A 20,359-nucleotide genomic window follows, 5' to 3' on the forward strand; every position below is an offset into this window, starting at 1 on the left:
AAGTTCATCGACGCCATGCTCGTCTGCAGCTGCAATTACATCACCGACAGGGAAATCAGGGACGTCATCAACGAGCTCCTTGACGAGGACTGTTGGCAGCTGATCGTTCCGGCGAAGGTTTATCATGCGATGGGCAAACGGGGCCGTTGCTGCGGCTGCTTCCCGAACGTCGTCGACATCATCATCCGCACCACCGAAGACTATCACGCGTCCCGTCAGACCGATGGTGCGGAAGTGGTCGATTTCATGGAACGCTTGAAGCGTTTCCACGAAGAGCAGAAGACTGCAAGCCTGGAGCGCCGCCAGCGTGCCGCGCAGGTGGCCTGACCCTCTGCTTTCTTTCACTGCCGCATTCCGTTCCGATACCCGTCGCCGAGGACCGAGGTTCTGCCTTTCGCACGCCCTCTTCTGCATACCGACATTTCCCGGCCTGTCGTCACGGCGGTGCCTGTCGGCGTCGCGTGCGGCACCCAGCGGCGCTCCGGGTGCAAGATCCGGCGCCTTCGCCGACTGGAACGCTCCCCGGCGAACTGCGCTGAAAGCTCTGCGTTTCACGGTCTTAACGCCGCCCCGCTGCAATGGGTACTCGCGGCTTCGCCCGAGCGCCATGGGCGTCACGTCCGGACGGCGTCAGCCGAAGTGCCACCGGGCCGGTGTGGCGACGCGGGAACCAGGGTAGACCTCGGTCGTTTCACGCTTGCTCGACAGCTTCCGGCAATTCTGCTCTATTCTCAGAACCAAAAACACAAGAAGGGTGATTTATCATGAAGGGTGATCAGAAAGTAATCGACCGACTGAACGAGGCCCTGTTCCTCGAGCTTGGCGCGGTCAATCAGTACTGGTTGCACTACCGCCTTCTCGATGACTGGGGCTTCACCAAGCTCGCCAAGAAGGAGCGCGCCGAATCGATCGAGGAGATGCAGCATGCGGACAAGCTGATCTCGCGCATCATCTTCCTCGAAGGCCACCCGAACCTGCAGACCGTGGCGCCGCTGCGCATCGGCCAGAATGTCAAGGAAGTGCTCGAGGCCGACCTCGCCGGCGAATATGATGCCCGCACCGCCTACAAGGCATCGCGCGACATCTGTTCCCAGGCTGGGGACTATGTCAGCATGAAACTCTTCGAAGAGCTCTTGATGGACGAAGAGGGCCACATCGACTTCCTCGAGACCCAGCTCGAGCTGCTGTCGAAGATCGGCGAAGAAAGATACGGCCAGCTCAACGCCGACTCGGCAGATTCCGCCGAATAACAAGGTGGACCGGGCCTGCCCGAACAGGACAGGCCATCATCACCAAATTGCGTGGCGCGATCAGCGCCACGCCGACGGTTCGATGTCTGCCTCGCGCGGTTGCGACCAAGGTCCCGACAAGGCAGCTCACGTCTCTCGGCGCAACGCGCACAGGGGGCTGTGCGCCCGTCTCACTTCCAACACATCTTTCCGTCGCGCCGCCGCCTTGCTCGGGCAATCGTGCCGGAGCGTTTGGCTTCGACGGTTCTGACCGGCCCGGGCCGGGGCAGGACGCATGCAACGCCCTTAACGCAGTTTCGATGGCGGGCGTCCCGGGGTCTCACGGATCGGCCCTATCGGCGAAGACCGGCCACCTGACCACCCAAAGCCCCAGTTCACCCCGCGTGGTCGTCCGTCGAGTCACCGGCCTTTGCTTGGGAAAGGCCGGCGGATGCTGGGCAACCTCACTTCCACTCGAAGAGCTTTTCGGTGCGGAACGGCCGCTCGCGAACGAGGATAGAGGGATCCGGCAGGGCTTCCGCATAGCGGGCGGCATCCTGATCATCGTTGAAGCCGACGAAGATCATCACCATCGACCGCGCCATCGGCTGGCCCTTCTTGCGATAGGCGAAGCGGAAAGCGCAGGATGGATATTGCGATCCGATTGACGTTAGTCCTTGGAAGGGGTCGCCGCCCATCGCGCCGGCGCTGCCGTCGAGCGCAAGAAACTGGCCGAGCGCCATGAAATGGTCAATGGCTGCGAAGGCGGTCTTCTGGGCAATCTGGCGATTGCTCTCGTCCGGACCGGAGCGGCCGTAATAGAGGCTGTCGGTAAGCCCTTTCCGCCTGCGCGTTTCATAGACGACCAACCGGCCCGCGGCCGCCACTTCCACATGGAGATCGAAGTTCTGGAACAGGTCAGGCTGTCCGTCGAGTTCGGCAAACAGGACCCGCAGGTCTTTTACGTAATCCGCATAACGCGCGGCTGTCATGATATTCGTTCCCTGCTTGCTGATGTTCAATGCGACGTCTGCAGCGGAGGCGCGGAGCGGAAGGGTCACCGGCCGAGATCTACCTGTTTCAGTGTGATGCTGATGACCGCTCGTTGTCACGCCGCCTGTCACCCGGCTGTGGTCCGCCAACCGCGTCGGCGCTCCGCCCGGGCTAGCCGGCCAGATGGGTGAATTCGGCAACAACCTGTTCATACACGGCGCGCTTGAAGGGGACGATCAGGTCGGGCAGTTCCCGCATCGGCTTCCATGCCCAGGCATCGAATTCGGCGACGTGGCCGCCGGGCGGCGGATCGATGGCGATCTCCCTCTCATCGCCCTCGAAGCGGAAAGCGAACCAGCGCTGGGTCTGGCCCCGATAGCGGCCCCTGAGGCCGATGCCGATGAGTTCCCGCGGCAGGTCGTAGTTGATCCAGCGGCCGGCTTCGGCAAGCAGCGAGACACTCTTCATGCCCGTCTCTTCATAAAGCTCGCGGATAGCGGCGGCGAGCGGGTCTTCCCCGTCGTCGATTCCGCCCTGGGGCATCTGCCAGAGCATCGGGGAGCCGTCATATTCGGAATTGCCTTCCGGGATGCGCCGGCCGGCCCAGACGAGGCCGGCCCGGTTCAGCACCATGATGCCGACACAAGGGCGGTAGGGCAGGTCTTCAGGTTCGAGCCGGGGTGGCATGGTGATCTCCATCTGGATCCTCTTTACTCCACGGCGTCGGCGGCAAGGGCCGAGACGCCAACGATTTCAATACCGCGGGCTTTCGCCTCCTCGCTCCATTCGCGCACGGCGGCGATGGTCTCGTCGAAGGCGGAGGCCGTGCCGATGGCCTGTCCGTTGCGGCGGGCGATGCGTTCCAGTTCGTCGAGCTTGGCGAGCACGGCCTGCTTTTCCGGCTGGCCGTCGAGCAGCAGGTCGCCGTCCGCATAGGGCATGCCGATGGCCTTGGCAAATCCGTCCGTCAGCGAGCGGGCGGTGGAGCCGTCATCGAGGAAGAGCAGCCCGCGCTGGCCGATGTCGCGCATCACCGGCTCGAAGACGGACGCATCCGACATGAACTTGCCGCCCATGTAGTTCATGACGCCGGTGTAGTTGGTGATGCGGCCCAGGGCCTGATGCAGCTTCTTCAGGCTCTCTTCGGGCCGGTCGCTGGTCAGCAGAGTGCCCCTGCCCGGATCGTTTTCCGGATAGTCGAAGGGCTCGAGCGGGATCTGCAGCAGGATCTCGTGGCCCTTCATCCGGGCCTCCTGCATCCAGCGCGACAGGCTGTTGCCGGTAGAGGCGAAGGCGAGCGTGACCTCTTCCGGCAGGTCGCGAATGGCGCGCAGGCTGCCGGTCTGGCTGAGCCCGATGCCGCCGACGACGATCGCGATGCGGGTGCCGCGGGCGCCGGACCACGGGCGGGCATACTGGTCGACCGGGCGCTGGCCGTCAGGCCCGACGACGGGAAGGCGACCTTCGGCCGTCTCCTCGATCAGGTCGTCGTTGGGAAGCGCGGCAAGACGGCCTTCCTGCCCGAGATTGCGATTGTCGATCAGCACAGGCCCCTTGCCGTCGCGGGGCTTGGGCGAGAATTTGGTGACCACCGATCCGTCGTCGGTCAGTGTGCGTTCCACTGCCGCGCCGCCAAGCGGTCGGCTGTTCGCCATTGTCTGTCCGTTGCCGTCAGCTGCGCCCGCGGCCGGTGTCGTTTTGCCGGCGCCGCTGGCGGCGTCTTGCGCTGGTTCCGTGGCTGGAATGGGTCTCTGAAGGGGAAGCGGCTCGAAGGCCGAATAGGTCGAAAGCCCCAAGATGGAGAGGGCAGCGATCCCGCCGAAAATGGCAGACACGGGAAGGCGGCGGAGCGGCCTTTTCGCGGCCTTGCGATCCTGGCCGAGCGGTGCGTGAAGATCAGCGCCCAATTTGTCGTCCGCTCCCGTCGGGTCGCAAATGTGTTCGGGCGCCGGATTGCTCCGGCGCCCAATTCCTTACTTTGCGACGACGGCCTTTGCCGGGTCGGCGGGGAAGGACGGATCCGTCTTCACGCCACGCAGCAGGTCGAGCGCATAATTGAGCTGCATGTCGTCCTTGGCTTCCGGCGGGACGTAGGCGGACGAGCCGGAGCCTTCGTCGTTCTCGTTCTGGCCCTTGATGTGGCCCTTGAGCGAGGATTCGCCTTCCGCACGGACCTTGCCCTGCAGTTCTTCCGGCAGCGGCTGGTCGACCTTGATGTCCGGCTCGATGCCGGTGCCCTGGATCGACTTGCCCGACGGCGTGTAATAGAGCGCCGTGGTCAGCCGGAGCGCACCCTTTTCGCCCATCGGGATGATGGTCTGGACAGAACCCTTGCCGAAGGAGCGCGTGCCGACAACGGTCGCGCGCTTCAGGTCCTGGAGCGCGCCGGCCACGATTTCAGAAGCCGAGGCGGAGCCGCCGTTGACCAGCACGACCAGCGGCTTGCCGTCGGTCAGGTCGCCGGCGCTGGCGTTGAAGCGGCGGGTGTCTTCCGGATCGCGCGAACGGGTGGAAACCACTTCGCCACGCTCGAGGAAGGCATCCGAAACATAGATCGCCTGATCGAGCAGGCCACCCGGATTGAGGCGGAGGTCGAGGACGAAGCCCTTGAGCTTGTCGGCCGGGACTTCCTTCTTGATCTTGGCGATCGCGGCTTCCAGATCGTCATAGGTCTTCTCGGTGAACGAGATGACGCGCAGATAGCCGACATCGCCCTCGACGCGCGACTTGACGGCGCGGATCGGGATGATTTCGCGGACGATCGACAGTTCGATCGGCTTGTCGGCGCCCTTGCGGAGGATCGTCAGCTTGATCGGCGTGTTGACCGCACCGCGCATCTTGTCGACGGCTTCCTCAAGCTTGAGGCCGCGCACCGACTCGCCGTCGATCTCGGAGATGAAGTCGCCGGCGAGAATGCCGGCCTTGGAGCCGGGCGTGTCGTCGATCGGGGTGATGACCTTGACCAGTTCCTCTTCCATGGTGACTTCGATGCCGATGCCACCGAATTCGCCACGGGTCTGGGTCTGCATGTCCGCCGCATCCTTGGCGTTCATGTAGGTCGAATGCGGGTCAAGCGAGGTGAGCATGCCGTTGATGGCGTTCTCGACCAGCTTCTCCTCGTCCGGCGGCGTCACGTATTGTGCGCGAACGCGCTCGAACACGTCGCCGAAAATCGACAGTTCCTTGTAGGTGGAAGCGCCGGCGGCCTGTGCGGGAATGCCGGCCGAATAGAGAACGCTCATCGCAGTCGCGCCCATCAGCGCACCAACGAGAACAAGAGAGACCCTAGGTATCATTCTGTGCCTTTCCAGAACCGCTTCCGGCCCACCACTGGCGGGAATCAACCGGTTTTCCATCTTTCCGAAATTCTATGTAAAGTGTCGGGCGATCCGTTTCCAGCGCCAATGCCGTCGCGCTCGCCACTCTTTTTTCCCCCATCACCGCCAGCGGCTCGCCGGACAGGACGAACTTACCCTGGCTGGTGTTGATGCGGTCCATGCCTGACAATACCATATGATAACCGTCGCCGGTATTCAGGATGATCATCTGCCCGTAACTGCGGAATTCACCGGCGAAGACAACCCAGCCATCCGCGGGAGCGGTCACCAGCGCCCCGGGCGTCGATGCAATGACCATGCCCTTGGCCTCATGGCCCGTGCCGTCCGGATCGCCGAACTGGCGGAGGATATCGCCCGCGGCCGGCAGCTCCAGTTTCTGCTTCAGATCGGAGAAAGCGTATGCCGGGGCAATACGGTTTTTATCGGGCAATGACGATAGGGCAAGCTCGCGCGCCTTCTGGCGCTGCTCCTCGCTCAGGGCCTTCAGGCGCTCTTCCTCGGCACGCGCCTGCTCGGCCGCGTCGCGGACCGAGCGGATCTCGTTTTCCAGACTGGCGATGAGGCCCTCCATGTTGGAGGCCTTTGCCGCAAGCTCTTCAGCACGGCGCTTCTCGGTCGCGAGTTCCAGCGTGTTCTGGCGCGACAACCGGTCGTTCTCGACCAGCAGGAGATCCATGCGACGCTCTTCCTCCTGCCGGCTGGCCATGGTGGCAATCAGCGTCTCGGTCTCCTTCTCGCCTTCCTGGCGCAGGCGCACGAGTTCGGCGAGATCGTCGGCGAGCTTTTCCGTCTCCTTGCGGATGCCCGGAACGACCGCGCCGAGAAGAATGGCAGTGCGCACCGAGGCGAGTGCGTCCTCGGGCGTCACGAGCAGGGCGGGCGGCGGGTTGCGTCCCATGCGCTGGAGTGCGGCCAGCACTTCGGCGAGGATCGCACGCCGGTCGCGGAAGGATGCCCGGATCCTGTCCTCGCTAAGCCCCAGATCGGCTAGCTTGCGTCCACCCTCGGCAATCTTGCGCTCCAGGTCCTTGCGACGGGCGGCCGATTCGATGAGGGCAGTCTTCAGGCTTTCGGAGGTCTTGGCGAGCGCTGCGATGCTCGATTCCAGTTCCTTCGCCTTGTCGCCGGAGACCTGCATGCTGCGGGAAAGCTCCTGCAGTTCGCGGCCGATCTGGTCGCGTTTCTGGCGCAGGGCGACAGCCGCGTCCCCGGTGCCGGATTCTGCACCCGCCGGAGAAGGAGGTGCCGGCGGCGACGCCTCTACCGAGGCGGGAGGGGGTGTCTGCGCGGTAGCCTCTTGCGAAGAGCCGCCGGCCGGAAGGACAAGCAGGGTCGTGGCTGCCAAAGCGCGAAGGAGCAGTGCCCGGCTTCGGCCTGCAGAAACGATCTTGTTGGTCGGACGGTCGTCGTGTCGCAAAGCGCTATCCCGGTTCGCGCGGAAAATACGCTGATTTGCGCCGACAAGCAAAGAGCCCGGACAGGGAGCCCGGACAGGCCGGACGGTCATCTCAGACGCGATGGTAGGGATGGCCCGACAGGATGGTGACGGCGCGATAGAGCTGCTCGGCGAGCAGGATGCGCACCAGCTGGTGAGGCCAGGTCATGCGGCCGAGATTGAGAACGAGCTTGGTCTTTTCGCGAAGATCCGGATCGACGCCATCGGCGCCGCCAATGACGATCGCAAGGTCACGTTGGCCGCGGTCGCGATGATCGCCCAGAAGATCGGCGAATTCCTGGCTGTCGAGCGCCTTGCCGCGTTCATCGAGAACGATGACGAGGGCACCTTCCGGCATGGCCTTGACCAACTCCGCCGCTTCCTCGCGCTTGCGGGTGGCGGCGTTCGACGCGCGGCTTTCGGCAATTTCGACCGAGCGGAACAATTCGAGCCCGCAGGCAGGCCCGGCCTTGGCGAAACGATCCATATAACGGGACGCGAGTTCCTTTTCCGGTCCGGCTTTCAACCGGCCCACGGCATAAATGCCAACGCGCATGTCCCAATCCTTCCATGATGGCCGCAAAACCCTTTGAGCGGCGAACAGCGATGATCGCCACCTCGTTCCGTTTCGCTGCTGCCGGGATCAGCGGCAGCCGGCCACAGGTCCTTAGTGCAGACGTCCTTCCTCGATGTCCGGAGCCGCCCACATCTTCTCGATGTTGTAGAACTCGCGGATTTCGGGACGGAACACATGCACGATGATGTCACCGGTGTCGATCAGGACCCAGTCGCCCGTTTCCAGACCCTCGACGCGGGCAGAGCCGAAGCCCTCCTCCTTGAGGTCCGAAATGAGGTGTTCGCTGATCGCCGCCACATGACGGTTCGAACGGCCGGACACGACGACCATGTAGTCGCCCAGCGCGGACTTCCCGGCAATGTTGATGGTGACAATATCTTCTGCCTTGGAGTCCTCGAGGCTTGCGAGGACCAGCTCAAGCGCGCGGGCTGCGGCATCGGCGCCACGTTCCGGGCTTTTCGGGAGGATGGCGTGCATCTTTCCCTTGGTGTGTACTGTTGTCAGAGTTCTTCCTTTCCTTGAATAACAGCACGGAGGCGATTCCCGTTTCGGCAATCGCTGATAGAAGGTGGCATCGATCCGTCAATCTTTCAAGAGATCGGTGCGCCGGGAGGGCCGCAGAGCTCACTTTCCGGCCGCTTCGCGCAGCGCCGTCGAGCTCAGCGTGGAGCGCGGGCCATGGATGAAGGTCCAGGCCGGCGCCTTTTTCATCCAGAGCACGCCCGCATCGTCCTCGTCTATCCGTGCATAGTCGAAGGTACGGGCCATCTTGGAGGACAGGTAGGAGAGCGTCGAACCCGGTCGGTCGATGACGGCGATTGGGAAGGTGGTCGCGATGTGTCTCCAGCGCTGCCAGCGATGGAATCCTGCCAGGTTGTCGGCACCCATTATCCAGACGAAACGGGCGTCCGGATTGCGGGCCTTGATGGAGTCCAGGGTGCGGGCGGTGTAGCTGGTGCCGAGCGTCAACTCGAAAGCCGTGACCTTGATGCGGGGGTCGGAGGCGATCGCCTCGCATTTCTCCAGCCGTTCGGCGAGCGGAGCGAGGTTGCTGTGGCTTTTCAAGGGATTGCCGGGCGTCACGATCCACCAGAGCTGATCGAGACCAAGGCGCCGGAGCGCGATCTCGGCAACCAGGGCATGCCCCTGATGCGGCGGATTGAAGGAGCCACCGAAGAGGCCGACGATCATGCCGCTTTCGACATGCGGCATGCGGCGGTAGCGGTAAGCGATCGGCCCGTCCGCCACGTCAGGGCCGCACCTGTCCGGAGCCACGCACCCGGTATTTGAACGAGGTCAGCTGCTCGACGCCGACCGGACCGCGGGCATGCATCTTGCCGGTGGCGATGCCTATTTCGGCACCCATGCCGAACTCGCCGCCGTCGGCGAACTGGGTCGAGGCGTTGTGCAGCAGGATCGCCGAGTCGATCTCGTTGAAGAAGCGCTCGACGACCGCCGGATCTTCGGCGATCACCGCTTCCGTATGGTGGGACGAATAGTGTTCGATGTGGTCGATGGCACCCGATACGCCGTCGACGATCGCGACCGCGATGATCGCGTCCAGATATTCGGTGCGCCAGTCTTCCTCGGTCGCCGGCTTGAAACCGGGATGGACCTTCAGCACGGTCGGAGACGCATGGATCTCGCAGCCCGCCTCGGTCAGGGCCTCCAGCAGCGGCATCAGATGCGTGCCGATCGCGGCGCTGTCGACCAGCAGGGTTTCGGCTGCACCGCAGATGCCGGTGCGGCGCATCTTCGAATTGACGACAATGCGCTTGGCCATCTCCAGATCCGCCGAAGCGTCGACATAGACGTGGCACAGGCCCTCGAGATGGGCGAAGACGGGAACACGCGCTTCCGACTGGACGCGGGCGACGAGGCTTTTTCCGCCGCGCGGAACGATGACGTCGATTGCGCCGCCAAGACCCGTCAGCATGGCGCCGACGGCCGCGCGGTCGCTGACGGGGACCAGCTGGATCGCATCGGCCGGAAGGCCGGCGGATTCCAGGCCGCGCACGAGGCAGGCATGAATGGCGCGCGAGGAGTTCAGTGAATCCGAGCCGCCCCGCAGGATCACGGCATTGCCGGATTTCAGGCAAAGGGCGCCGGCGTCGGCCGTCACGTTTGGCCGGCTCTCATAGATGACGCCAATGACGCCGAGCGGCGTGCGGACGCGCTCGATGTGCAGGCCGTTCGGGCGATCCCATTCGGCAATCAGCTCTCCCACCGGATCCTTGAGATCGGCAATCGCACGAATACCGTCGGCTATCGCGGCCACGCGCTGCGGATTGAGCGTCAAGCGGTCGATGAAGGATCCAGCAAGGCCGCTTTCACGGCCGTTCTTGAGGTCGATGGCGTTGGCGGCAAGGATTGCCGCCTCGTCGGACAGGATCGCGTCTGCCATGGCAAGGAGTGCGCGGTTCTTCGCATCGGTCGAGGCGATCGCCAGTGGTCGAGCCGCCGCCCGGGCACGCTGGCCGATGTCGAGCATCAGCGCGTCGATCGTCCTGTCGTTGGTGACGGTATCAAGCATGGGCCTCGTCCCTGGGTTCATTCGCTACCTGCCCGGCCTTGCCGGCCGGGTCGGTCATCACGAGATCGTCGCGATGGATCATTGCGGCACGGCCGGCATAACCGAGCAAAGCTTCGATCTCGCCCGACTTGCGCCCGGCGATCTTGCGGGCGTCTTCCGCATCGTAGGCGGCGAGGCCGCGGGCGATCTCGCGACCCTCGGTGCCGATCACCGAAACCGTGTCACCACGGCTGAACTGTCCGACGACCTGGCGCATCCCGGCGGGAAGGAGGCTCTTGCCGGCCTTCAGCGCGGCCTGAGCACCGGTATCGACGTGCAGGATGCCGGCGGCCTGCAACTGGCCGGCGATCCAGGTCTTGCGGGCGGTGACCGGGGCCTTCGAGGCGGCGAACCACGAATGACGGGCGCCGGTCTCGATCGCCTTCAACGGATGATCGGTCTTGCCGGAGGCGATGATCATCGCGCAGCCGGCGCCGGTCGCGATCTTGCCGGCATCGATCTTGGTGCGCATGCCGCCGCGCGACAGTTCGGAAGCCGCGCCGCCGGCCATGGCCTCGATCTCCGGGGTGATCTCGGCAATCGTGTCGAGGAAACGGGCATCGGGATCGAGATGGGGTGGGGCAGTGTAGAGGCCGTCGATGTCCGACAGGAGGACCAGCAGGTCGGCGCCGGCCATCGTCGCGACGCGGGCGGCAAGCCGGTCGTTGTCGCCGTAGCGGATTTCCGTGGTCGCCACGGTATCGTTTTCGTTGATGATCGGCACCGCGCCGATTTTCAGAAGCTGCTGCAGGGTAGCGCGCGCATTGAGGTAGCGGCGGCGTTCTTCCGTGTCGCCGAGGGTGAGCAGGATCTGGCCGGCAACGATCGAGGAGCGCGACAGGCTTTCCGACCAGTGGCGGGCGAGCGCGATCTGGCCGACGGCCGCCGCCGCCTGACTTTCCTCCAGCTTGAGGGCGCCGGAAGGGAGATCGAGGACGGTACGGCCGAGGGCGATCGCACCGGATGAGACGACGAGTACGTCGACGCCGCGGGCCTTCAAGTCGGCAATGTCGTCGCAGATCGCATCGAGCCAGGCCTTCTTCAGGCCGCTGCCGCGATCGACGAGAAGGGCCGAGCCGATCTTGATGACGATGCGCTTGTAGCGTGACAGCGGCTTGCGGGCGGTCGACATCTATTCGTCGCCTTCCTTGTCTTCCTGGTCACGCTTGCGGTGCTTGTCGCTCTTTTCCCGGAGCTCGACGTCTCCGTTCTCGGCGACGATGATGTCGCGGAGCGTGCGCAGCGCCTCGGTCATGCCCTTGCCCGTCACGGCCGACAAAAGGAGCGGCGCCTTGCCGGATGCCTTCTTCAGCTCCTGGGTCTTCTTCTTGAGGCTTGCCTCGTCGAGCACGTCGATCTGCGATAGCGCGACGATCTCCGGCTTGTCCTCGAGCCCGCCGCCATAGGCTTCCAGCTCGTGCTTCACCGTCTTGTAGGCCTTGCCGACATTCTCCTCCTGGGCGGAGACGAGATGCAGCAGGACGCGGGTGCGCTCGACATGGCCGAGGAAGCGGTCGCCGATGCCGACGCCCTCATGCGCACCTTCGATCAGGCCGGGAATGTCGGCGAGGATGAATTCGCGTTCGTCGATGGTGGCGACGCCGAGATTGGGGTGCAGCGTGGTGAAGGGGTAGTTGGCGATCTTTGGCCGGGCGCGGGTGACCGAGGCGAGGAAGGTCGACTTGCCGGCATTCGGCAGGCCGACGAGGCCGGCGTCGGCGATCAGCTTCAGGCGAAGCCAGACCGTCTTCTCCTCGCCTTCAAGACCGGGATTGGCCCAGTTCGGCGCCTGGTTGGTCGAGGTCTTGAAGTGGGCGTTGCCGAAGCCGCCATTGCCGCCCTTGCCGAGGCGGAAACGCTGGCCCTCGACCGTCATGTCGACGATCAAGGTCTCGTTGTCTTCCTCGAAGATCTGGGTGCCGACCGGCACCTTCAGCGTCACGTCCTCGCCATTGGCACCTGTGCGGTTGCGCCCCATGCCATGCGTGCCGGTCTTGGCCTTGAAATGCTGCTGGAAGCGGAAATCGATGAGCGTGTTGAGGCCGTTCACCGCCTCGACCCACACGTCGCCGCCACGGCCGCCGTCGCCGCCGTCCGGACCGCCGAACTCGATGAATTTTTCACGGCGGAAGGAGACGCTGCCGGCGCCACCGTCGCCGGAGCGGATATAGACCTTAGCCTCGTCGAGAAATTTCATGCTTCTGCCATTGATAATGTGTCGGGATAAGCGGTTTTATGTGGGCCATCGATATAGCCGGTTGAAGCGGAGGTCAAAGAGTATCGTGAAGTTCGTCAGCTACAACATCCAGTTCGGCATCGGGCTGGATGGCAAATTCGACCCCCGCCGGATCGCCGACAGCATCGCCAAGGCGGACGTGATCGCCCTGCAGGAAGTGACCCGCGGTTTTCACCGCAACGGACATGCCGATCTGGTCGAGACCTTCGCCTCGCTCTTTCCCGGCTATTCCCATGTCTACGGGCCGGCCTGCGACGTGTTCGTCGACCACGAGACGATCGACGGGCGCCGGCGCGAACGCCGCTTCCAGTTCGGCAACATGGTGCTGTCGCGCTATCCGATCCTTTCCTGCCGGATGCTGCTTCTGCCGCGCAGCCGCACCTTCGACAAGCTCAACCTGCAGCGCTGCGCGACCGAGGCGCTGATCGACGCGCCTGGCGGACCGCTGCGCGTCTATTCGGTTCATCTCGACCACGTCTCGCCGAACGAGCGGATCGCGCAGATCCGCTTTCTCAAGGAGCGCGCAACCAACCATCTCAACGAGGGCGGCGCATTGACAGGCATCAGCGAGTTCGACCTGCCCGAGCTTCCGCTCGCGCCGGACTATCTGATGCTCGGCGATTTCAACATGGAGCCGGAATCGCCGGAATATGTCGAGATGGTCGGACACGACGACGCATTCTACGGCCGGGTCGCCCGCGCGGACCAGCCGCTGGACGCCCAGACATGCTGTGGCGGCCACAGCGCGGACGGCTTCAGCTGGGTGAGCCCGGACGGCAAGGTGCGCAAGCATCTCGACTATTGCTTCCTCAGTGGCAGCCTTCAGCCACGGTTGAAATCCGCCCGCGTCGACACGACGGCGGACGGATCGGATCATTTCCCGCTCTGGGTCGAGATCGACTGACCTTTGCCGGGCGGCCCGAAGGCCGCCCGGCAAAGGAAGAGCGCTCAGCGGTGGAAGGTTTCCGCCGTGATCTGCGTCTCGATATGCGGCACCAGTGCACTGCGCGAGATGCAGTAGATCTCGCTGCAGCGCCGGATCGCGAAGCCCAGCTTTTCCTGCAGACGCAGGGAGGCCGCGTTGTCGGCGAAGACGCCGGAATGGAGCACCGTTTCCGGCATGCGCCGGAAGAAGCGCTCGATCGCGGCACTGGCCGCCTCGCTCATTAACCCCTTGCCCCAGTAGAAGCGGTTCAGCCAGTAGCCGAGATGCCACTGGCCGTGCCTGAGCTCGATCGAGATAACGCCGAGATGGACATCGTCCCCGGCCGTGACGGCAAACGCCCAATCAGGGGTGAGGCCGGATGTCGCCCGGCTCAACCAGTCGTTCGCATCCTCGCGGTCGTAGGGGACGGGAACCCGCGCCAGCATGCGCGAGATCTGGAAGTCGGACAGCGAAGCGGCGATCGCGTCCGCATCGCTCATGCGATGCGGCCTGAGCGTCAGCCGCGACGTCTCGATGACCGGGCAGGGGCCAGGCATCGGAAGGGTCGTCTTTCTCAAGGGCGCGTTCACCGCATTTCCCCCCAGCTCTTCAGCGACATCCAGGTCTTGCGGTCGAGGCGATACCATTCGACCGGAACCATGCCGCCCATGGCGAGGTTGCCGACCATGCCGGTCCCCTGGAACTGGAAGCCGCACTTCTGGATCACCCGCCGCGAGGCGATGTTGGTGACCCGGCAGCGGGCGTCGATCCGGGCGATGTCGCGGGTACGGAACGCCATGTCGATCAGTGCATGGGCGGCTTCCGTCGCATAGCCCTGGTTCCAGTGGGGCTCGCCCAGCCAGTAGCCGATTTCCAGCGTGTCCTCGTCATTGACCTGGGGCTCGAGCGCGCAACAACCGAGAAACGCGCCGTTTCCGACCTTGGTAATGGCATAGACGCATTTGCCGATCTCGCCAGCCTTCGTACGTCGCACGAAATCGGCGGCGTCCTTTGCCGTATAGGGATGCGGCATGCGCGATACCATCGTTGCGACGGCGGCGTTGTTGGCGAGATGGGCAAGGGCGTCAATGTCTTCTTCGTGCGGCGCGCGCAGGACGAGCCGCTGCGACAGCAAGACGGGGCAATCGCTTCTTAACCGATCCGGCCTCAACCGGTCTTCGGGTGACCTGGACTGGTCGACCCGTGATAATTCGAGTTGCATGGTTCAGTCTCCTTCCAGTTGGAAAAAAGGCACAAGAAAAAGGGGAGATGGCGTCCCATCTCCCCTGTTTTCTGGACTGAACCTGGTACGGCCAGCCGGGTCGATGAGACGCCGGCTGTTTTAGAGCGTTACCGGCTTTATTCCGCTGCTTCGGCCGTTTTCGGCGCTACGGACACGTATACGCGGCCATTGGCCTTCGTACGGTAGGCGACATTACCGGCGGTGAGCGCAAAGAGGGTATGGTCCTTGCCCATGCCGACGTTCGGGCCCGGATGCCACTGGGTGCCGCGCTGACGCACGATAATGTTGCCTGCGACGACGACTTCGCCGCCGAACTTCTTCACGCCAAGGCGCTTGGATTCGGAATCGCGACCGTTACGCGAGGAACCGCCAGCTTTTTTGTGTGCCATTGGAGTTCTCCTTTAAACCTTGTTCCTGTTGAGCGCTTAAGCGGCGACGATGTCGGTGATGCGAACCACGGTGTGGTGCTGGCGATGGCCGCGCGAACGCTTGGAGTTCTGGCGACGACGCTTCTTGAAGGCGATGACCTTCTTGCCACGGTTCTGTTCGACGACTTCGGCCGTGACCTTGGCGCCGGCGACGAAGGGAGCGCCGATCTTGGCATCCGCACCTTCGCCGACAACGAGGACTTCGGTGAATTCGATGGTTGCACCAGCTTCGGCTTCCAGCTTTTCGATGGTCAGCACGTCGTTGGCGTTTACGCGGTACTGTTTACCGCCGGTCTTGATGACTGCGAACATTGGTTATCCTTTCATGTTCGTTCCGGCTCTGCCTGGCAACCAGGCGGCCGTCTTCTTGTCAGTCGGGTATTGGCAGACGGCGAAATCCAGGGAAATCGCTTGCCTGCCGGCGAAGCTCCGCGAGCCGCGGAGAAATCAGGACACAGTAAGCCCATGTCTAATTCACGGGCTCGCATACGTGAGGCCCAAAAAACTGTCAAGATAAAAGCTTGGTCTGGCGCGATATTCGCGCTTGCAAGCCTCAGAATCTCTCGCTATGTAACCCCCGCGCTTCAAACGCGCCGACCAAGGATGACCCGGAGAGGTGGCTGAGTGGTCGAAAGCACCGCACTCGAAATGCGGCATACGGGCAACCGTATCGTGGGTTCGAATCCCACCCTCTCCGCCAAAATTCGCGCCATTGATTTCATGCGGTTTTCAAAAGTCCCGGTTTGGGTCCGTACCCATCCATGTACCCGGGCTTTCCATGTATCATACACGTCACGGCAACGGCTTCAGATTTCAACGCCGAATCCCGCATGATCTCGTACCTATCCTTGGTAGGTCTCCAATCCGTCTAAATCTCGGCAGGGTGTCTAATCGACAGGCTGCGACAATCTGCCGGCTCTTAGCCGCCCGCCTTGACCGGCTATTTGCTCATACCCTCAGAACAGAGGGAAAAACGATGGCCCAAAAACAAGACCCGAGAGACATCATCATCGCCGAACTGCAGGCCGAGGTGGATTATCTCATGAGGACGATGAAAGAGGTGGCTGACGTCACCGATCAGGTCATGGAAGAGCAAGACCGCCTTCATGCAATCGAACTCGAAAATCAGGGTCTCAGACTACGAGCGGAATCACATGAGCGCGAGATTACCTTCAAGCGCGAGGTTAACGCCGTCTACTCGTCATTCATTGATACGCAAACCTCAATCCTCCAAACGCTCCAGCGCGGGAGGACGACCACCACGACGACTCCGGAAAATGTGCAAAATCAGTTGGAGGCGCTTGCCAGAAAAATGGCAAGCCTCAACCAGTCTGTCGAAATCATGCTTGATGGCGGCCATCCAGGTCCGCTGCTGTCAGAAGCACTTGAGCATTGGTTCAAGGTGCGGTCCGGACTCGGTCTCGACCAGAAGAAAGTCGATACCGACTACAACCGGGTAAAGGATTTCATTTCCTTTGCTGGTGACAAACCAATTAACAGATATCGCTATCTCGAGTTTCAGGAGTTTGCGAACCTGCTGGCGCACGTTCCCGCAAAATTCAGCATGAAACCTGAATTCAAGGGCATGACGCAATTCGAGGCGGCAGCACATAACCGTAGCCTAGACCCAAGGAAGCGCGAGAAAACCCTGACGGGCAAAACCATCGAGTCAAATTACCTCTCGCCATTGAACATGATTTTTCACGACATGTGCGCCCATCACGGTTTTCCATCGCCGCTGGCCAACGTCAGCATTCGAATTTCTCAAGAGGCGCGCGCGTCGACAGAGCGTCTGCCGATTGAAGTACCGGAGCTCAATAAGTGGTTCGAACATGCGGCAAAGGAAACCCGCGGGGACAACAAATGGCTACCGCTTCTGGGAACCGTAACGGGAGCTCGTATTGGCGAACTCATCTGGCTTCAGAAGAAGGATATCTACCAGGTCGAGGGCGGCATTTGGGTCATGGACCTTACGACCGACTTGATAGACGCCCAAGGCATTCCAGTCGCTCGTCGGATCAAGAACAATTCTAGCCGGCGGATTATTGCCATCCACCAAGCGATCGTCGATGCGGGGTTCATTGAGTACGTTCAGTCCTTTCCGAAAGACGGATGGATATTCCCGTGGGCATTTCACCATGGGAAAAACGAGGTCAAGCGCCCTGCAGATGCGGCGTCGAAACGGCTTAACGCTCAGCTGAAGAAACTGGGAATTCACAAAGAGATAGAGCAGACATTTCATAGTACGCGTCATACCGCGAAAGACATCATGCGCGTCGCAAAGATTGACCAACGAACGCATGATATGCAGACCGGGCATGCGCAGAAGACGGTTTCCGACAGCTACGGAGCCAAGACACTCAAAGCTGACCAGCTCGAGGTGTTGGTGGCTTTGTCACTTCCGCATGGCCTTGATCTCTCGCCTTACCTTGCAAGTCGGTAAGTTGATCGGCGCTTGACCCGTGCGCAAAAGGCCGGGAGCATGAAAAAACCGCCGTCGACGGGCTGGAACCCTCAGGCGGTTTTTTTGGGATGCGAGTTCATGTTGATCTACAGCGAGACTGCAGTAAAGCCCCGTCACTTTAGCCGGTGACCCGCTGGCTGGTAGATACCCCAGCCAAGTCCAAGCACGACCTCGCCCAACGACGTCAACAATTTTGGAAGCCCCGCGCCATCGGCGACGAAGTATGGCAAGGGCGGGATCGCGATCGCGCCCTTCGTCTGTCATGGCGTTGTAACGAGTATGAGTTTGCTAAATGCCTGGACCTTCCCCTTGCGGGGTCGGCGAAGAATGTGCGGGCGATGATCTCCGTCGCCGTCGATGCAGTTCACACGGCGCTTCATTTCCCCGAGCTTCGCGTCTCTTGTTCCCGCCGTAATGGCTGGTGGCAAGAGACACGGCGGTATCGCGATCCTGATTTCACCTACTATAATGTCGTGCCGGCGATCGATGCCCTGCTGGAAGCCGGAATTCTAGTCGACTACGACCTTCAGCCCGCAGGCCGATCCACTGGCGTCCAGTCGAGCTACCGGCCCGCCCCATGGCTTGCGGAGATCATATTGCCGGAGCTGCGCTACGAGGTCGGCGAGGTCATCCGATTGAGAGACGCCGAGGGGCGCTTGATCGACTACCGTGACAATGACAAGACGCGGCGCGATCGCGCCATGCTAGCGAAGATCAACCGCAGCCTAGCAGAAGCCGCTATCGATCTCGATGTTCCCGCCGCCGTTCGGGACGCCAATGCGATCCGCCTCGACGGCTATTCGGTGTTCCCGGGAATGACATCCCTGTACCGGGTCTATAAAGGCGGATGGGATCGCGGGGGCCGGTTTTATGGTGGGTGGTGGCAATCGTGTCGGAAGACGCACCGGCAGCACCTCACTATCGACGGCCACCGCACTATCGAACTGGACTACCAGCAAATCCATCCCCGCCTGCTCTATGGCATCGCCGGGCGGCACTTGGAGGGAGATGCGTACACTATTCCCGGGTGGGATCGCGGTGTCGTCAAAAAAGCGTTCAATACCCTCTTGAACACTCAAGACTTCAAGGAAGCCCGCGGCGCAATCGCCAAAAATCTAGGCACTGATCGTGACACCGCAGAATGGCTGATGCTCGATATCACGATGCGGCACCCGGATATCAAATCCTACTTCCACAGCGGCATCGGCATGACGCTCCAGAATATCGATTCCGAAATCTGTCGGCAGGTTCTCGTAGAGATGTATCGTAAAGGCATCGTCGCGCTTCCTGTGCATGACTCCTTCGTCGTCGCCGAGGAGCACGAGGACACACTCTCGCAGGTTATGCAGACGACGTTCGACGCGGTCGCGAAAACGGCCAAAAAACTATTCTAAAACACGTGGATAGAACCGTCATAGACTACAAGCGGCCCCGTAAGGGGCCGCTGCCCTTGGAGGCTTCCTTCTCTGTCAGGATGTAAACGGTCAACGATATCTCCAGTAAGCGCATCCGGGTCATTGAATATGCCAAAGTGTTGCGTCGAATCCGCTAGATTCCGATGGGATGTAAAACGTTGGAGTGCGTCCCGCCAGATGAGCGAACAGGCCTGCGATGGTGAAGGGCATCAATTGATGTCCCCTACTGACGCGCTCACTGGAACAAACGCATAGTGAGAATGAACTTGACCCAGGCTATTGCCGACCAGACCCTTTGATAAAGGCGCGATCATTTGACGCCGCCTATGCCAGGAGGGAAGTTTATGAAGACGTCAGGCCAAACGCTCAGGACGTGTGCCGCGGAACTCTCGACCGACTTGGAGGAAGCGGATGGCGCGTGGAAACTCGCGCGGCTGGACGCTATCGCAAGGATGGATGATCCGGCAATCCGTGAAAACAACCGGTACGTCTTGCGGTACATGGTCGGCAACTCGGGTGACTATGATGATGCCGCGTTTCTGCAGACTTTCGGCTCGATGGTCCTATTGAAAGACGCCGCGTGGCAAAGAGGGAAACTGGACGCGCAATCCGAAGCTATTCGATCAGGATATATCCGCGATCCAAAGACTGGAACGCTCTGGAGTTTACACGCCCTACCGTCCGACAGAGATTAAACTGTCGGACTTCCACGTTCAGAAAGTTGCTCAATGGAAGATTGCGGCCCGTCAGCACCGCACAAACGTTTCAATTGGGTCCGACATCGCTTTCGGCGCTGGACCCCATCTGTCGGGCCTAGAAACCGCAAATTCGGCCATGCAAATGAGAAGCGCTCATTGGCGCTGGCCTAGTCCCGGCCATGGTTTCATGTCCGGGTGCGGAATGATGGTGGACTACGATCCGTCAAGTTGTCGTCTTCGCGACCGAGGCTCGGCTTTGCCTGCGCCCGCACCGCCCGCTTGACGAAACTGGACAGCTCTTCTCTGTCCAATCGACTGTTTCAAAGTTCGAACGGTATGCTTCGAAACTCGAAATACCGGACAGTTCGACAATCGAACTATAGCCGTTTCGGGAGCGGAGGCATCATGTAATAGTTCATGATGATGACATTGGCACCGGCTTTTCAAATCCCCTGCTTGATGGTTCGAGCCTCGAAATATCTGTCCGTTCGAGTTTCGAAAGGTTCATTTCGAGTTTCGAGCTTTTTAGATGGAGATCGAAATCGGCGGCGGTCGATCCCGGATCGCTATGGCGACCTCCTGCGGCAGCCTTTTCTCCGATTTCTTCACGCGCGAATTCCCGAAGTCCCGTCCTCGACGGCGCTATGCTGACTTCTCCGATATGCTCATCCTTGTCCCGAGCCTTCGCAAGCGATGGCGGTTTAAGAAACATTTGAATGCTTCGAACTTCGAAGGACACCATTTGCGCCGGTGAACTTACGGGCACACCATTCTGAGAAGCAGAAGGGGATAGCCAGCAATGCCTC

General features: G+C 61.7%; 22 protein-coding genes, 1 tRNA gene and 1 pseudogene. 8 read left to right on the forward strand and 16 right to left on the reverse strand.

All coding sequences use genetic code 11. The features are described from left to right. Nucleotides 1–15: 15 nt before the first annotated feature. A complete protein-coding gene (locus tag HHL25_RS15935) occupies nucleotides 16–327 on the forward strand; it encodes a (2Fe-2S)-binding protein (protein ID WP_169593362.1) in 312 nt (103 codons plus the stop codon). Between the two features lie 437 nt (nucleotides 328–764). Beyond that, nucleotides 765–1,250: a bacterioferritin gene (gene bfr / locus HHL25_RS15940; protein WP_169593364.1), complete on the forward strand. Its 486-nt coding sequence runs from the start codon at nucleotides 765–767 to the stop codon at nucleotides 1,248–1,250. 443 nt (nucleotides 1,251–1,693) lie between these two features. Here the strand turns inward: bfr and HHL25_RS15945 are convergent, their stop codons facing one another. The 11 genes from HHL25_RS15945 to obgE all read right to left on the reverse strand — a co-directional run bounded on the left by HHL25_RS15945 (nucleotide 1,694) and on the right by obgE (nucleotide 12,341). Next, nucleotides 1,694–2,221, reverse strand: a complete 528-nt coding sequence (locus tag HHL25_RS15945; protein ID WP_169592988.1) for a hypothetical protein — start codon at nucleotides 2,219–2,221, stop codon at nucleotides 1,694–1,696. 172 nt (nucleotides 2,222–2,393) lie between these two features. Beyond that, nucleotides 2,394–2,921, reverse strand: a complete 528-nt coding sequence (locus HHL25_RS15950; RefSeq protein ID WP_169593367.1) for an RNA pyrophosphohydrolase — start codon at nucleotides 2,919–2,921, stop codon at nucleotides 2,394–2,396. An 11-nt stretch (nucleotides 2,922–2,932) separates the two neighbouring features. Next, nucleotides 2,933–4,129 carry a divergent polysaccharide deacetylase family protein gene (locus HHL25_RS15955; protein WP_169593370.1) on the reverse strand — a complete coding sequence of 399 codons (1,197 nt, stop codon included), beginning with the start codon at nucleotides 4,127–4,129 and terminating at the stop codon, nucleotides 2,933–2,935. A 66-nt stretch (nucleotides 4,130–4,195) separates the two neighbouring features. Next, on the reverse strand, nucleotides 4,196–5,518 hold the full coding sequence (locus tag HHL25_RS15960; RefSeq protein ID WP_169593372.1) for a S41 family peptidase: 1,323 nt from the start codon (nucleotides 5,516–5,518) through the stop codon (nucleotides 4,196–4,198). Then, complete coding sequence (locus HHL25_RS15965; RefSeq protein ID WP_390624519.1) at nucleotides 5,508–6,920, reverse strand: murein hydrolase activator EnvC family protein; 1,413 nt, start codon at nucleotides 6,918–6,920, stop codon at nucleotides 5,508–5,510. Before HHL25_RS15965 ends, HHL25_RS15960 begins: the two co-directional genes overlap by 11 nt. Nucleotides 6,921–7,068: 148 nt before the next feature. Continuing rightward, complete coding sequence (gene rlmH, locus HHL25_RS15970; protein WP_169593377.1) at nucleotides 7,069–7,551, reverse strand: 23S rRNA (pseudouridine(1915)-N(3))-methyltransferase RlmH; 483 nt, start codon at nucleotides 7,549–7,551, stop codon at nucleotides 7,069–7,071. A gap of 111 nt (nucleotides 7,552–7,662) precedes the next feature. Continuing rightward, a complete protein-coding gene (gene rsfS, locus HHL25_RS15975) occupies nucleotides 7,663–8,049 on the reverse strand; it encodes a ribosome silencing factor (protein ID WP_169593380.1) in 387 nt (128 codons plus the stop codon). Between the two features lie 147 nt (nucleotides 8,050–8,196). Next, nucleotides 8,197–8,847, reverse strand: coding sequence for a nicotinate-nucleotide adenylyltransferase (locus HHL25_RS15980; protein WP_169593382.1), 651 nt, complete (start codon nucleotides 8,845–8,847; stop codon nucleotides 8,197–8,199). Further along, on the reverse strand, nucleotides 8,822–10,105 hold the full coding sequence (locus HHL25_RS15985) for a glutamate-5-semialdehyde dehydrogenase (protein WP_169593384.1): 1,284 nt from the start codon (nucleotides 10,103–10,105) through the stop codon (nucleotides 8,822–8,824). The genes HHL25_RS15980 and HHL25_RS15985 overlap by 26 nt, the downstream gene beginning before the upstream one ends. Then, nucleotides 10,098–11,276, reverse strand: a complete 1,179-nt coding sequence (gene proB, locus HHL25_RS15990; protein ID WP_169593386.1) for a glutamate 5-kinase — start codon at nucleotides 11,274–11,276, stop codon at nucleotides 10,098–10,100. The genes HHL25_RS15985 and proB overlap by 8 nt, the downstream gene beginning before the upstream one ends. Next, nucleotides 11,277–12,341, reverse strand: coding sequence for a GTPase ObgE (gene obgE, locus HHL25_RS15995; RefSeq protein ID WP_169593388.1), 1,065 nt, complete (start codon nucleotides 12,339–12,341; stop codon nucleotides 11,277–11,279). A gap of 85 nt (nucleotides 12,342–12,426) precedes the next feature. Here obgE and HHL25_RS16000 point away from each other — a divergent pair, with 85 nt between their 5' ends. Continuing rightward, a complete protein-coding gene (locus tag HHL25_RS16000; RefSeq protein WP_169593390.1) occupies nucleotides 12,427–13,284 on the forward strand; it encodes an endonuclease/exonuclease/phosphatase family protein in 858 nt (285 codons plus the stop codon). 44 nt (nucleotides 13,285–13,328) lie between these two features. On the opposite strand, the gene HHL25_RS16005 is transcribed toward HHL25_RS16000, so the two are convergent. From HHL25_RS16005 to rplU, 4 genes are all read right to left on the reverse strand, one after another. Then, nucleotides 13,329–13,862: a GNAT family N-acetyltransferase gene (locus HHL25_RS16005; protein ID WP_246701872.1), complete on the reverse strand. Its 534-nt coding sequence runs from the start codon at nucleotides 13,860–13,862 to the stop codon at nucleotides 13,329–13,331. A 29-nt stretch (nucleotides 13,863–13,891) separates the two neighbouring features. Then, nucleotides 13,892–14,527, reverse strand: coding sequence for a GNAT family N-acetyltransferase (locus tag HHL25_RS16010; protein ID WP_169593394.1), 636 nt, complete (start codon nucleotides 14,525–14,527; stop codon nucleotides 13,892–13,894). 137 nt (nucleotides 14,528–14,664) lie between these two features. Next, complete coding sequence (gene rpmA / locus HHL25_RS16015; RefSeq protein WP_169593396.1) at nucleotides 14,665–14,937, reverse strand: 50S ribosomal protein L27; 273 nt, start codon at nucleotides 14,935–14,937, stop codon at nucleotides 14,665–14,667. A 36-nt stretch (nucleotides 14,938–14,973) separates the two neighbouring features. Continuing rightward, nucleotides 14,974–15,288, reverse strand: a complete 315-nt coding sequence (gene rplU / locus HHL25_RS16020; RefSeq protein ID WP_169593398.1) for a 50S ribosomal protein L21 — start codon at nucleotides 15,286–15,288, stop codon at nucleotides 14,974–14,976. 298 nt (nucleotides 15,289–15,586) lie between these two features. On the opposite strand from rplU, the gene HHL25_RS16025 reads away from it, so the two are divergent. The 5 genes and pseudogenes from HHL25_RS16025 (at nucleotide 15,587) to HHL25_RS16040 (ending at nucleotide 19,550) form a co-directional block, all read left to right on the forward strand. Beyond that, nucleotides 15,587–15,676 (forward strand) — tRNA-Ser (locus HHL25_RS16025). Nucleotides 15,677–15,754: 78 nt separating this feature from the next. Then, a pseudogene (locus HHL25_RS23770) lies at nucleotides 15,755–15,916 on the forward strand (DUF6538 domain-containing protein); the annotation flags it as partial. Between the two features lie 36 nt (nucleotides 15,917–15,952). Further along, nucleotides 15,953–17,419 (forward strand): site-specific integrase, encoded by a 1,467-nt coding sequence (locus HHL25_RS16030; protein ID WP_169593400.1) that lies wholly within the window; start codon nucleotides 15,953–15,955, stop codon nucleotides 17,417–17,419. A 146-nt stretch (nucleotides 17,420–17,565) separates the two neighbouring features. Next, nucleotides 17,566–18,834 (forward strand): hypothetical protein, encoded by a 1,269-nt coding sequence (locus tag HHL25_RS16035; RefSeq protein WP_169593402.1) that lies wholly within the window; start codon nucleotides 17,566–17,568, stop codon nucleotides 18,832–18,834. Between the two features lie 365 nt (nucleotides 18,835–19,199). Beyond that, entirely contained in the window at nucleotides 19,200–19,550 is a 351-nt protein-coding gene (locus HHL25_RS16040) for a hypothetical protein (protein WP_169593404.1), read from the forward strand. Nucleotides 19,551–19,968: 418 nt separating this feature from the next. On the opposite strand, the gene HHL25_RS16045 is transcribed toward HHL25_RS16040, so the two are convergent. After that, nucleotides 19,969–20,265, reverse strand: a complete 297-nt coding sequence (locus tag HHL25_RS16045) for a hypothetical protein (RefSeq protein ID WP_169593406.1) — start codon at nucleotides 20,263–20,265, stop codon at nucleotides 19,969–19,971. Between the last annotated feature and the right edge of the window lie 94 nt (nucleotides 20,266–20,359).

It is taken from the genome of Rhizobium terricola (assembly GCF_012927355.1).
In the GTDB taxonomy this organism is placed as follows: Bacteria; Pseudomonadota; Alphaproteobacteria; order Rhizobiales; family Rhizobiaceae; genus Allorhizobium; species Allorhizobium terricola.

Bases quoted from the DNA above. Each gene is read 5' to 3' on its own strand.
- HHL25_RS16005 (WP_246701872.1), bottom strand. From the start codon at position 13,862: ATGCCTGGCCCCTGCCCGGTCATCGAGACGTCGCGGCTGACGCTCAGG.
- HHL25_RS15950 (WP_169593367.1), bottom strand. From the start codon at position 2,921: ATGGAGATCACCATGCCACCCCGGCTCGAACCTGAAGACCTGCCCTAC.
- rsfS (WP_169593380.1), bottom strand. From the start codon at position 8,049: ATGCACGCCATCCTCCCGAAAAGCCCGGAACGTGGCGCCGATGCCGCA.
- HHL25_RS15935 (WP_169593362.1), top strand. From the start codon at position 16: ATGCTCGTCTGCAGCTGCAATTACATCACCGACAGGGAAATCAGGGAC.
- HHL25_RS15945 (WP_169592988.1), bottom strand. From the start codon at position 2,221: ATGACAGCCGCGCGTTATGCGGATTACGTAAAAGACCTGCGGGTCCTG.
- HHL25_RS16045 (WP_169593406.1), bottom strand. From the start codon at position 20,265: ATGTTTCTTAAACCGCCATCGCTTGCGAAGGCTCGGGACAAGGATGAG.
- obgE (WP_169593388.1), bottom strand. From the start codon at position 12,341: ATGAAATTTCTCGACGAGGCTAAGGTCTATATCCGCTCCGGCGACGGT.
- HHL25_RS16010 (WP_169593394.1), bottom strand. From the start codon at position 14,527: ATGCAACTCGAATTATCACGGGTCGACCAGTCCAGGTCACCCGAAGAC.
- HHL25_RS16030 (WP_169593400.1), top strand. From the start codon at position 15,953: ATGGCCCAAAAACAAGACCCGAGAGACATCATCATCGCCGAACTGCAG.
- HHL25_RS15960 (WP_169593372.1), bottom strand. From the start codon at position 5,518: ATGATACCTAGGGTCTCTCTTGTTCTCGTTGGTGCGCTGATGGGCGCG.
- proB (WP_169593386.1), bottom strand. From the start codon at position 11,276: ATGTCGACCGCCCGCAAGCCGCTGTCACGCTACAAGCGCATCGTCATC.
- HHL25_RS15985 (WP_169593384.1), bottom strand. From the start codon at position 10,105: ATGCTTGATACCGTCACCAACGACAGGACGATCGACGCGCTGATGCTC.
- bfr (WP_169593364.1), top strand. From the start codon at position 765: ATGAAGGGTGATCAGAAAGTAATCGACCGACTGAACGAGGCCCTGTTC.
- rplU (WP_169593398.1), bottom strand. From the start codon at position 15,288: ATGTTCGCAGTCATCAAGACCGGCGGTAAACAGTACCGCGTAAACGCC.
- HHL25_RS16040 (WP_169593404.1), top strand. From the start codon at position 19,200: ATGAAGACGTCAGGCCAAACGCTCAGGACGTGTGCCGCGGAACTCTCG.
- rpmA (WP_169593396.1), bottom strand. From the start codon at position 14,937: ATGGCACACAAAAAAGCTGGCGGTTCCTCGCGTAACGGTCGCGATTCC.
- rlmH (WP_169593377.1), bottom strand. From the start codon at position 7,551: ATGCGCGTTGGCATTTATGCCGTGGGCCGGTTGAAAGCCGGACCGGAA.